At 53.5% G+C, this 13,063-nt stretch carries 8 protein-coding genes; all 8 read right to left on the reverse strand.

From position 1 onward, the window contains the following. Nucleotides 1–1,852 (reverse strand): efflux RND transporter permease subunit (locus tag Poly41_RS18890; RefSeq protein ID WP_146528573.1); only part of this gene is annotated, 1,852 nt, incomplete at its 3' end. Between the two features lie 108 nt (nucleotides 1,853–1,960). Then, the gene (locus Poly41_RS18895) at nucleotides 1,961–3,373 is read right to left on the reverse strand and encodes an efflux RND transporter periplasmic adaptor subunit (protein WP_231615774.1); all 1,413 of its coding nucleotides are present in this window, start codon (nucleotides 3,371–3,373) and stop codon (nucleotides 1,961–1,963) included. Between the two features lie 740 nt (nucleotides 3,374–4,113). Beyond that, the gene (locus Poly41_RS18905; protein WP_146528306.1) at nucleotides 4,114–4,728 is read right to left on the reverse strand and encodes a class I SAM-dependent methyltransferase; all 615 of its coding nucleotides are present in this window, start codon (nucleotides 4,726–4,728) and stop codon (nucleotides 4,114–4,116) included. A gap of 111 nt (nucleotides 4,729–4,839) precedes the next feature. After that, on the reverse strand, nucleotides 4,840–6,987 hold the full coding sequence (locus Poly41_RS18910; protein ID WP_231615775.1) for a heavy metal translocating P-type ATPase: 2,148 nt from the start codon (nucleotides 6,985–6,987) through the stop codon (nucleotides 4,840–4,842). A 54-nt stretch (nucleotides 6,988–7,041) separates the two neighbouring features. Then, the gene (locus Poly41_RS18915; protein WP_146528307.1) at nucleotides 7,042–7,284 is read right to left on the reverse strand and encodes a hypothetical protein; all 243 of its coding nucleotides are present in this window, start codon (nucleotides 7,282–7,284) and stop codon (nucleotides 7,042–7,044) included. A 148-nt stretch (nucleotides 7,285–7,432) separates the two neighbouring features. Beyond that, nucleotides 7,433–7,786 (reverse strand): RND transporter, encoded by a 354-nt coding sequence (locus Poly41_RS18920; protein ID WP_146528575.1) that lies wholly within the window; start codon nucleotides 7,784–7,786, stop codon nucleotides 7,433–7,435. A 52-nt stretch (nucleotides 7,787–7,838) separates the two neighbouring features. Beyond that, nucleotides 7,839–11,075 (reverse strand): efflux RND transporter permease subunit, encoded by a 3,237-nt coding sequence (locus tag Poly41_RS18925; RefSeq protein WP_146528308.1) that lies wholly within the window; start codon nucleotides 11,073–11,075, stop codon nucleotides 7,839–7,841. 12 nt (nucleotides 11,076–11,087) lie between these two features. After that, the gene (locus Poly41_RS18930) at nucleotides 11,088–12,773 is read right to left on the reverse strand and encodes an efflux RND transporter periplasmic adaptor subunit (protein ID WP_146528309.1); all 1,686 of its coding nucleotides are present in this window, start codon (nucleotides 12,771–12,773) and stop codon (nucleotides 11,088–11,090) included. Between the last annotated feature and the right edge of the window lie 290 nt (nucleotides 12,774–13,063).

Below are 13,063 nucleotides of genomic sequence, written 5' to 3' on the forward strand. Positions count from 1 at the left end.
ATTGAGGTAGCAAGTAGTACGAGAGCACGGGGGTCACGGTCATCGAAACCAGGAAAGACGCAAGAATTGAAACGATGTAAGCCAGACCGAGTGGTGAAAACAACCGACCTTCGACTCCCGACAACGCAAACAAAGGTAGGAACGCCAAGATGACAACGCCCGTTCCGAACAGAATTGAACTGCGAATCTCAAGGCTCGCGTCGTAAACGACGGCGAGCGAGGATTTTCGAGTCTTAATGTTCGAATTTGGATTGTCTTCTTCCCCAATCTTCGATCGCAAATCATTAATCGGCAATTTGTTGTTCTCTTGTAGTCGTCGAAAAATGTTCTCGACGTCCACAATCGCGTCATCCACCAACTCACCCATTGCGACCGCAATGCCTCCAAGCGTCATCACGTTGATCGAAAGCTCGCTGCCGGTCATCCAGCCGATCAACCGAAAAACGATTGTGGTTAGCACCAACGAGAGCGGAATCGCAGTCAAGGTGATAAACGTCGTGCGAAAATTCAGTAAAAACAGAAACAGAACGATGACCACCAATACTGCTCCGATTGCGATCGCCTCGGCAACATTGAAGATCCCCCGATCAATGAAATTTCTAAGCTGGAATAGTTCCGCATTGACGACGACATCCGCGGGAAGTGACGATTCGACTTCCGTGAAAGCTTCAACGACTCGATCGGTCAGATCTCGTGTATCCACATGCGGTTGTTTGACGACCGTGAAGACGATCCCCATCCGACCATTGACGCTGCCGTCGCCGCGCTTGAACTGTGATCCTTCGGTGACACGAGCGACCTGGTCCAGTAACACTGGCCGGCGAGGATGGTTGCGAACGGGTATCTTTCTAAGATCGTCGAGGACCACGCGAGCGTCCGGTCCGAGCCGCCCGAGAATGCGAATTGGGCGCTCGGTTTCACCTGTGACGGCAAAACCACCGCTGGTATTGATGTTACTTTCACGGAGCGCTCGCTCGACGTCTTGCAGAGTGACGTTGTATTCAAGAAGTGCGGTGGGGTTGATCAGAATTTGATATTGTTTCCGATCGCCACCTTGCATAAAGACTTCTGCAATGCCGGTTGTCTTCAGTAGTCGAGGCCGAATGACCCAATCGGTGACCGTTCTCAGTTCACGGTGTTGGCGATCGGAGGAAAAGAACGTCGTGGAGTAGTCGGCGCCAGCGATGATCAGCGTCGCGTGTGCCGAATCCACAATGGAGTTGGCTGAAGCGGGTGGATCGCCGTCACTCCAATGAACATCGTCGACAACCACGCTTTGCCAGGTCTCAGGGGCATGTCGGTCGACAACTTTCCACGCCAGCACTCGTCCATTTTCACTCTTGTCGAAAACCAGCTCGGCCATCATTTGAGTCTTGTCAATCGGAGCCAATTGGCCACCTGTCGGACCCCTTTGACGATAAATCCCCGCGACAACGATCTGTCCCATGATCGAAGCGGGCGGTGTCATCTGGGGCCGGATGTCTGCTGGCAGGATTCCTTCGAGTGCCGCCAATCGCTCCTGAACGGTTTGTCTCGCGGCACGAATCTCCGTTTTCCAATCGAACTCGATATAGATGACATTCAAGCCGGCAGTCGTCTGACTACGAACCGCTTGCACTCCGTTCGCGCCAAGCAGTGCAATTTCAATCGGCTGTGTGACAAGTGTTTCCACTTCCTCGGTTGCTAACCCAGGACACTCGGTAATTAAGACGACTCGTGGTCGATCGAGGTCAGGAAAAACATCAATAGGAAGTTCCGTGGCCAGATAGCTGCCGTAGACCAGCAAAAGAAGGCTGACCACAACAACCAACGATCGGTAGCGGAGCGATAGTCTAATGATAGAGTTAAGCATATGTAGATCGGAATTTATTCCGATACCTTGTGATAGGTTGAAACGTATTCCGACGCGTCGGTATTGTGAATGATCGTGTTGAGTAACGGAATAACTTCCGTTCTACGACTAATGCGCAGCATGACTTGTTCCATCGGCGTGGACATGAACGCCTGGCTGTTGACCGCTGGCGGATTGAGCTTTCAACACTCGGTTCAACGATGCGGCTCCACTCTGTGCTAAATAGCTAGCCACCGGTATGCTGCCATCGTTGTGAATCACGACTGATTGACGATCTTCGTACAACACATGAACCGGCAACCGTTTGAACAAGTCTCCATTTTGGCGAAACACATAGGACTCTGGCCCTTCGTGAACGACCGCCTCGGCAGGGAGTACCAACACGTCCTCATACAGTTCAACCGGAACGTGTAACCTCGTCCTCTGGCCTGGTCGAAACCGCCAGACAAGAAAGGTCTCACCGTTTTGCTCATACGAACGACTTTGATTGATCAATGGGATGAAAAAGTCGAACGTACGACTCGCTGAGTCGATAGAGTTCGCCATGTGCCGCAGATGAAGCGGTTGCTCAAGATCTGGCCAGTGCTCGTTCACATCTTCAGCGAATTCAACGTCAATCGATCGTTGCTCCTGTGCAACCTTTTCCAAGTAGGGTGCCTCGCGTTTGAATGCGTGACCAACAATGTAAAGGGCTCCGTGGTTGGATAATTTGCCCAGCAATTGTCCCGCTTGAACTTGTTGCCCAAGCTCAACGCTCAACTCTTGAACCTCGTAGGCAATACCGACTTCAGAGCCAGCATCGGCGGACTCGGTAAAGCTCGCTTGCTGTACGGAGTTTCCTCGCGGGCTTTCCAGCCATGCTTGCTGCGGTAACGCCGGTGGAGCAGTCACTTCGATTGTGGAGACGAAGTTGCCGCCAGCGACTTGTTGGACTTGCTGAGGACTAAGCCCGCGAGTCAATAAGTCTTGCTGATGTGCTTGAATCAACGTCGTCTGTCGGGCCAGTTGATTACGAAGCTCAATCAGTCGACTCTCGGCCACTGCACCACTCCGAGTTGCATCCGCAAGGCGGGCGATTTGCTGTTGAACGAGTTCGACTTCTCGAGTTGCTTGAAACAGTTCGGACTGAGTGTTTTGAAGGTATTCGCTGAACAGCCGAAGAGTGAACAGTGGTTCGCCAGGTCGCATCGTATCGCCGGGGAATGCATGGATCTGCGTCACGATGCCAACCGCTGGTGAAGTCACGCCACGATCCGAAAGGCCTGGACGATCAGCGATCTCACCTGGAATCAAAATGGTTCGCCAATACGATTGCGGGCGAACCGCTTTGGCTACCAATCCAAGGTTTTTCCGTGCCTGAGCACTGATTTCCAAGATGGTCTGCTTTTCGGGGGCACCGTCCGTTGTTTTGGTGGACGCTGTTGCAGTGGGCTCATTGGATTGACTGAACAATCGATCGCGAAATAGCCACATTGCGGCAATAGCAAGGACAACGACAACTGGGCCAATGAGGCTTTTCAATCGAGACTTCATATTTTGCTTGTTTTGATGATGTTGGACGAATGTGTAGCGGTGGGTTCCAGCAGCCGTGGATTTTCTGCCATAGCATGAGGGCAGCAGAAAACGATCATTTAACTGAAGGAATCGCTCGAATTCCGTGCGCGCAGGATCATTCACGAGATCCAACAACGGGGCATCGAGCAGCGTTAAACACGCAAGAAAGCCGGAATAAATTCCAACGTGGCCGCTATAAGCGTAAAGAAGCGACGAGAAGATAGATCGGTATAGGCGAGCACCGATCGGGCGGATCGCTTATCCGCGAACAACTACGCAGTTCACCAATGGCCAACGTAGAAGGCAGAGGCAAATCCAGCATCGTCGACCATTCGAATTGCGTTGCCACAACCGCTCGGCTGGCAAAAACAGTCGACGCTGCAAAGTAAACAGCATCATGATCATGGTTGGCAGAATGAGGCGTTGCCGTAAAACCGTCTAGTGAACTGACGACTGTATCGTGTTCATGCCCATGTTCATGACCGTCACCATGTTCGTGATGGGAATGAGAGAGGTGAACGTGAGGTCGCGCCGAATGATCGTCCGGTTCAACCACACCGCTCCCTGCATGCGAATGAGGCAAAACTTGCCCCAGCACGAACAGTGGAATTAGTAGTAGTGAAACGAATCGATTCATGCAGTTGAGCATATAGACCCATCAATCGATCGGCAATAGGGAAAGCTGCCAGACAGACTGTTCAGACTGTTCAAACACGAGACTCCTTGTAATGTCTCCGACCCTCGGCAATCGTTCGCGTCATCCGCAAACCCCAATGCCAGGGACTGCGTTCCAATACAGGTATGGAAACAAGTTGAAATCCAACCTGCTCAGCCCATGCTTGGCACTGCATGAGCGATGGACGGATATTGATGGACGGGCCTCTTGGCGTAGCAATGTCGTCGCGCCAATGGATGATCGCCAATGTGCCGCCGGGTCGAATCACGCGATGTGCTTCGGTAAGCAAAACCAAAGGAGACTCGATATGCAACAGATTGAAGAGCATTGCCCAATCGGCCCAACCATCCGGTAGTCCGCAGCCGTCCGCTAAGAAATCGCGTCGGGCCAATGATACGTCAGCCGAGGTTCGGTCAGAAAGTCGCATGCGCGTCGTTCTAATCATTTCATCATCAATATCAAACGACGCTATCTGCTTCACATCAACAAGCGAGGCGGCTGCCCGTGTAAAGGTGCCATATCCACATCCGAATTCCACGCACCTTTTGCGTTGATCAGGATCGCTCAGTTTGCGAACGATCTCATTAGCATCGAAATACGATTCCCATTGGGTAACGTCGGGCATACCGCTTTCACGTCCGCGCATGATTTGCCTCAACTTTGTTTTCGTGCATTGACGATGCGAACGGTGGTAGGAATCATTAGTGTTTTCGAGAATTGGATTGTGTTCATATGCGAGCACCGTTGAGGCAAATTGCTAATTGTTGCGAAGCAGCCGCAATCCATTTGCGATCACCAACATTGACGCTCCCATGTCGGCGGCGATGGCTGCCCAGAGCGATGCGTATCCCGCAATCGTGAGCGCAACGAACACAAGCTTGATACCGAGTGAGAAGACGATATTTTGACGGATGATGCGGAGGGTTCGTCGTGAGTGATGAATCAGCCAAGGGACTTTCGATAAGTCATCTGACATCAACGCAATGTCAGCGGTCTCGATCGCGGCATCGCTCCCGGCGGCCCCCATTGCGAGGCCGAGCGACGCGCGGGCAAGTGCAGGCGCATCGTTAACGCCATCGCCTATCATGGCGACGTGTTCGTATCTTCGCACAAGCGTTTCTACTTCTGCAACTTTGTCTTCGGGTAGAAGTTCCGCACGGACCTCATCGATACCAGCTTCGTTGGCGATGGCCTTCGCCGTCCCTTCGTTGTCACCCGTCAACATGACAATGTGTTCGATACCGGCTGCGTGAAGCTGATTCACCACTTCACGAGATTCTTTGCGTATCGCGTCGGCGAGAGTGATGAATCCGCAAACATGCTGATCATTTCCAATGACGACGACAGTACGACCCGCTGCTTGCATCGCTTCGAGCTGCTTGTGAATCTCCGGCGTTTCCTGACCTCGTTGTTCTAAATACCGATGGGAGCCGAGCCAGAAAGTTTTGCCACCAATGCTACCGGACGCTCCCTTGCCTTGAATCGTTTCAAAATTCTCGGTGGGTTGGACATTCATGCCACGCTGTTTTGCTTCATCGACGATGGCTCGGGCTAGCGGATGGTTGCTATTGAGTTCCAGTGCGGCGGCCCGCGATAACAACTCGGATTCGTCGTGACCGTTCATCGGAACAACATCCATGACCGCTGGTGCTCCTTGGGTCAGTGTGCCGGTCTTGTCCATCGCGATCGCTTTCAATCGGGCTGGCGATTCGATGAACACGCCACCCTTGATCAATACGCCGTTGCGAGCAGCGGCGGCGAGTGCGGCGACGACGCTGACGGGCGTCGAGATGACTAATGCGCAGGGGCAAGCGATCACCAACAGCACCAAAGACCGATACAACCAATCCGACCACTCGCCACCCAGTACAATTGGCGGAACAAGAAACATGAGTATCGCCAGTCCCATCACGACCGGAGTGTAGATGGCTGCGAACTTCTCGACCCATTTTTCGGACGGAGCACGTTTGGAATTGGCATCGCCCACCATCTTGATGATGTGAGCAAGCGTGGTATCGTTGGCCGTTTTTGTACTTTCAATCTCTAACAATCCATCGCCGTTGATCGTTCCCGCATAAACCTCGTCCCCAATCTCTTTTTCGACGGGGACGCTCTCGCCCGTGATGGGTGCTTGATCGACGCTACTCGCTCCTTTAATCACTCGCCCGTCCAACGGCATTTTTTCGCCTGGTCGAACGATCAAAACAGAGCCCACTCCAACGTCGGCTGGCGGTGCGTTTCGGACTTCGCCGGACTCATCACGCAAGTGAGCAATAGGCGGTGATAAGTCCATTAACGAGGCAATTGCACGCCGTGCCCGACCGATACTCCAAGATTCCAAAAGTAACGAGAGCGAGAATAGGAAGGCGACCGTCACGGCCTCGAACCATTCACCAATCCCGATCGCACCAAGCACCGCAACGGACATCAACAAGTTCATGTCTGGCCGTAGCGAGACGATCGATCTCCAAGCTTTGGGCAGTACAAGAATCAAACCTGCGAGGATTCCCGCGAGATAGCAACCGATTGCAACGGGAGGAACCAATTCACCCGACGTGGGCCAAAGAGATTGCACAACCAAACCTGCTAGTCCCAGCATTCCGCTTACGGTCGTGAGTGTCGCTCGCTGGTGACGTTTCCAAAATGATTGATTAACGGGATCGTCTTGCCTATCATTCCAAACCTCCGCTTTCAACCCCGTCCGCCCAATTGCCGCGAATACTTCGCCGGAAGTGATCTCGGTCTGCGAAAGATCGACGGACAATTTTCCGTTTAGCAAGTCAAAGCTGAGTCGTTCGTCGCTGCCCAGGAGAGGGACTAGCTCACGTTTCAACAGCGCGACTTCTTCGACACAATCCATGCCCTGAATGCGAAGTTCCATCGGTGGTTTTGTAGATTTATTCATGTACCCAGTATCTTGCTTCGTGATTCGCTTAGGTCTATCTAAAGAGTCCGGCACCTACCAAGTTCCACGTTCGTCCGTATCGCCACGAACTGTCTTGGATTGATTGTCCCTGTTTTCCTTCGGTTGTACCATTTTCACGTCCCAATGATTGTTCGGTTCGGCTGTTCGCATGGCTTCGATGAGTTTCCGCTTAAACTGCACACTGATCATGCGTTTGACCTCTCGTCCTCGACTGAACACCAGCAGCATGGGATAGCGGTCGACTTCGTACTTTTCCTTGATGAACGGGCGATCCACTCGGAATGCAATGGCGTCAGACGAGGATCTTCAGTGGAGTGGCGGGTGAAACGGTAAGTTGAAAAAATGGCTGAGGGCGAGCGTTCTCGCAGGAGGGCAAAGCGCGCCCGCTATGCCCCCAGCCACCACGATCCAATAGGCGACACGCCTATTCTGGCTGTGGGGGCTTGTGCCCCGTCTTGGCTTCGTAAGTGGCAGCAAACTTATCGAATCGTTTGGGGCTACAAATGAAACATTGCGATTCGGGGCGACCGTGCTCATCACACCAGTCGCCGGCATCCTTGAACTTTGACACTAAAGACTTGTCACACAACGCACACTCTTCCTCCGGCACGCCGTGCTCGACACACCACCATCCACCATGACTGTGATCCACGTTGGTGGCTGCGACCGGTTCGCCGCTCCCATCCGATGCGGTCTCGCTTTTGCTACATCCGGCCAACACCAGTGTGCCGACCAATGTTAAAAACGTGGTCGAACGCATCACTAAATTCCTACTCATTTTCATCGTCATCTCAAAGCTCCTTCGGCAATGCCGAATCAAAGGGTGAAAACTAAACCGTCACAGGTTTGGGCAGTCGCTTGCGATCGGGCAGATGCCCTGACTCAATTTCCTGCTCGACCTCGGGATCGGTCGGTTCATTAGGGTGACAATGATGACCATCATCATCGCCTCCATCTCCATCAAACTTCTCTACGGGCATGTTGAAAACAACATAGAGCACTCGAAGTACGAGCAAGCTCATCACCATCGCGCTACAAACACCACCAATCACGACTGTCGCGAGTGGCCGTTGGACCTCCGCACCCATGCCCGTACTAAACGCCATTGGGACGAAGCCAAGACTGGCTACCAGCGTTGTCATTAGGATCGGACGTAACCGTGTCATCGCGGCTTCCTCAACTGCTTCATCAAGCGATCGCCCGAGCCGGCGCAATTGCCGAATCGTCGATACGAGTAGCATGTCGTCGAGGACTGCGACACCGGACAAGGCAATGAAACCGACCGCCGCCGAAATTGAGAACGGCATGTCACGAATCCAAAGGGCTAGGATTCCGCCGATCCAAGCAAATGGAACGCCGGTAAAGACTCGAAATGAATCAATCCAGTTGCGGTAGGTCATGTAAAGCAATGCCAGGATCATCACCAACGCGATCGGCACCACGATCATCAAACGCAATTGGGCACGTTCGAGGTTTTCAAACTGGCCGCCCCATTCGACCCGGTATCGGCCCGGTGGCAACTGAACCTTCTCGGCAATGACGCGTTGGGCTTCAGCGACGAAGCTGCCCAGGTCGCGTCCCCGAACGTTCGACTCAATCGTGATTCGTCGCTGATACCAATCGCGTTTGATCGTGTTGGGGCCTTCGACCTTTTCAATGGTTGCCAATCGCGACAGCGGAATGCGTTGCCCCGACGGCGTGGCGACCAAGATTTGCTTGATCGCTTCGGGATTCGCTCTCGCCTTCTCTGGCAGACGAATGATCAGCGGAAAACGCAATTGGCCTTCGTAAACCTCCCCGACATTGTGGGTGCCCAATGAACGAACCAGATTCATGATCGTGCTGGCGGGAATCCCGTAGCGTGCGATTTCATCTTGCTTGACGCGAATTTCCAACAGCGGTTGACCGGAGACTTGTTCGACCTTGACATCCTCAGAACCAGGAATGGAATCGAGTACCCGTTCGATCTCGCTGGCCTTTTCTACCATTATGTCCAAATCGTCGCCGTAGAGAATCGCCGCGACATCGGAACGAACGCCCGAGATCATCTCGTTCATCCGCATCTCGATCGGCTGCGACATCGCCAATCGCGGTCCCGGCAAATCTCGTAATTCCTCCTGAATGGCAATGGTCAGTTCTTCCTGAGTCTCGGCGCGCGTCCATTCTTCACGGGGATGCAAGGTGACGAATAGATCCGTGAGTTCCGTTCCCATGGGATCGGTTGCAACCTCTGCCGTGCCCATTCGGCTCCACACTTGAAAAATCTCATCGGGGAACTTTTCCAGTAGCACTTGCTCCATCTTTGTGTTGTACCGAATGGACTCTTCCAACGTCGTCCCAGCCAGTCTTACCACGTTAATCGTGATTGCACCTTCGGACAGACGCGGCACGAATTCACTACCAAGATTCGGGGCCACAAGTCCAAAGACACTGACCAACAATAGCAGTGCCGAGCCGATGACAAACGCCTTGTGATGCATCGTGAATCGCAGCACTGGCGAGTAGAGTCGTTTGAGGACTCGGATCAGCAGCGGCTCTTTCTCTTGAACGTTTTTTGGCAGAAACAGACTGGCCAATACCGGCATCAAGGTGAGTGAAAGTACCATTGAACCGGCCAGTGCCATGATGACCGTTAACGCCATTGGACGAAATAGTTTTCCCTCCACCCCTTCGAGTGACAAGATCGGCAAGTACACGATCATAATGATTAGTTCACCAAACATGGTCGGCTTGCGAACTTCAACCGCCGCATCGCGAATGATTTCGAGCCGACTCTTGCCTTGGTTGTTGTGGGCCAAGTGCCGGACGCAGTTCTCGATCATCACCACCGAGCTGTCGACGACCAATCCAAAGTCGATCGCCCCAAGACTTAGTAGGCTGGCCGCAATGCCGAACTTCAACATGCCCGAGAATGCGAACAGCATCGAGAGCGGGATCGCCATCGCAACGATCAAGCCCGCTCGCAGATTGCCCAGGAAGATGAACAGCACCGCGATCACCAGTAAACCACCCTCGAAGAGGTTTTTTTGGACGGTGTGGATGACGTGGTCGATCAGTTCCGTGCGGTCGTAGACGGTTTGAATCTTGACGCCCGCAGGCAACGTTTCTTGGATGCTGGCGATCTTTTCTTTGATCGACCAAGTCACATCGTGGCTGTTTTCGCCCATCAACATGAAGCCTAAACCGAGCACAGCCTCGCCACGGCCGTTCGCCGTCACCGCACCCCGCCGAATCTCGTGTCCGATCTCCACAGTGGCCACGTCGCTTACTCGAACGGGAACGCCGTTGACTGCCGTGATCACGATATTGCTGATCTCTTGGAGATTGACGGTTCGACCCACGCCATGAACGAGCAACATCTCGCTTCCATCGGTCACCGTCCCTCCACCAACATTTTCGTTGTTCGAGGTAATGGCATTGGATACTTCCTCGAACGTTAGGCCATATTTGAAAAGATTATCCGGATCGAGCCTTACTTGATATTGCTTTTCATAGCCACCCCAACTGTTGACCTCCGCGACGCCGCGAACCGATCGCAATTGTGGTTTGACCACCCAATCATGGATCGTTCGCAATTCGGTCATCCGCTTGACGCGTTCTTGTTTGGAGGCCGTCGAAAAGTCGACGCCGTCGTAGACGAGAACATAATGAAACACCTCGCCCAACCCAGTGGAGACCGGTCCCATTTGTGGCCGCTGAATTCCGTCAGGTAATTCGACGGTCGACAACCGTTCGTTGATCAGTTGCCTGGCAAAGTAGATGTCAATTCCGTCGTCAAAGATCACGACGACCTGCGACAATCCGAACTTGGAAATCGAGCGTAGTTCGTTCAGTCCCGGCAATCCGCTGATCGCTTGCTCGACCGGAAACGTGATCTGTCGTTCGATTTCTTCCGAAGCGAGTGAGGGCGCGACGGTGTTAATCTGGATTTGAACCGGCGTGGTGTCCGGAAACGCATCAATGTCAAGTTGCAGTAACGAGAAACCACCGATGATCGCGAACAGCAACGCGGCCAGGATCACCAGCGCGCGGTGCTTGAGTGAAAAATCAATGAGCCAATTAAGCATCCGTGCATTCCTTTATTCAGCGACGCAGTCACAGCCTGCGCCTAGGTTGTTCTTGAGGAGTTGCGCCCGCAGCACGTCGCTGCCGTCAGTCGCGATCACTTCGCCGGGCAAAACTCCGGAGATGACCTCCGTAACGCCTCCGTTAGTCACCCCCAGGCGAACGCTACGAACATGGAACACCTTGTAGCTTTCCGGGCTGTCGAAATAGTTCTTGTCACGAACAAAGACGACTTGGCAGCAGCCTTCCCAATGCGATGCCCCAGTCGGAATCACGATTGCGTTGGCTTCGCTTCGCAAAATGATCTCGCCCGTACCGAAGGTTTCGTTGCGGAGGCGTCCATCAGCGTTATCCAATACGGCCCGGACCTGAACCATTCGCGTCATCCGATCCGCCGACGTGCTGATCCAATCAAGTTTTCCGACCACCGGCATCCGACTTCCGTCGGCGTGAAAATGAACGGGCTGACCGATAGCGAGTTGGCTCATGTTTTCCAGCGGCACGTTCAATGTCATCCACATTTGGCGAACATCGGCTACCTGAAACAGAATCCGTGCCGGATCGACGACCTCACCGGGTGCCACGCTACGCTCAACAACGACACCTTCAATCGGCGAGCGAACCGGCAACAGATTTGACGTTATCGATTGCGAATTAAGTTGCCTGCGAATCGCGTCTGGAATACCAATCAAACGCAGTTGATCCAGCACCTGTTGCTCGCTGAGCCCCTGTAACGAGTTGACATCGACCGGCAAGCCAAGATTTCGTAGCGACTGGTCAGCGGCCAGCACATCGGCTTGCGCTTTCGCCAGTGCCGCCTCGGCATCCAAGATCCGCGATCCAGCAATTGCCCCGCGAGCATCACTCAATCGCGAAACGTTCTGCTGTTGCAACTTGCGTTCGGCAAGTGCTCTCAGTAGCGTTGTCTTCAGTTCGCCGACTGCCGCAGCATCGATCACGGCCAGTACTTCACCCTTGACAACGGGATCGCCCACATTCTTGGTCACCAACCAAACGGTTCCCGGCAAGCGTGACGCCAAACTGGCTTGACGGGTGGGGTCATAGACAATTTCCCCACTGCCGGTGATCGCTTCGGTGATAGGAGCCCGCTGCACCAATTCCACGTCAACACCAGCCTGACGCACCGACTCGATCGAAGCGAATTGAATCCGCGTTTGGTAAACCTTGCAAGCACTATTGTTTTCTTTCCGAGGCGCAATTTCCAAGGCTCGCATCGCTCGTTCCAGATCGCTCGTCAAAATCGAAGGCGTCTCTTTCAACTGGGCGACGTCGGGGTGTTCCAAAGTGCAGTTATGCACGCCGTGAACCTCGCACCAACCATAGTCAGGACCTTTCGGCATCAACGTCGGATCACACTGTACGCAAATCGATTCAGGCACGCTGTGTTCTTCGCACCAATCGGTGACGACCGGCTCGACCGTTCCCGTCAACGCCGCAAATTTTGGGATTCGCCAGTCGTTGTGATGTCCGTAATAGAACACGGCAGCGAAACCAATCAGGACCAATGTCGGCCCAATGCTGCCCAGCACAAGGGATAACCCACGCCGGAGCGGTCCGCGTTGTTTTGATTTCTTGCCCGTTTCAGCTTCGGCTGTCTGGACGTGGCGAACAGTGACGTACGGCTCAGCCGGATGTCGCTTTGGGTGCTGTTTCGGCGCATCAACAATGGAATGACTCATGGAAAAACTCCTGCTGGCAATGGATTGGACAAGCCGGAAACGCAACCGTTGCGTTTTCCGAGCACGAACCGTGGATGCAGGCAAACCAGTCGAGTCAAATCAAATCAAAAAGCGCAGCGACGAACCAAAACTGGTAACGTCAACGCAGTTCGCTGGTTAGCGAGCGGAGGCCAGCAGCGGCCTAGAGCAAAAGAGAAGCGTGCGCAAGACGCACCGATCGACCAGTGAGCAAATCGAGACGGTGAGGCTGTTCCTCGAACCGATCCACAAAAGCTTCGGGTAGACCAACC

It is taken from the genome of Novipirellula artificiosorum, assembly GCF_007860135.1.
In the GTDB taxonomy this organism is placed as follows: Bacteria; Planctomycetota; Planctomycetia; order Pirellulales; family Pirellulaceae; genus Novipirellula_A; species Novipirellula_A artificiosorum.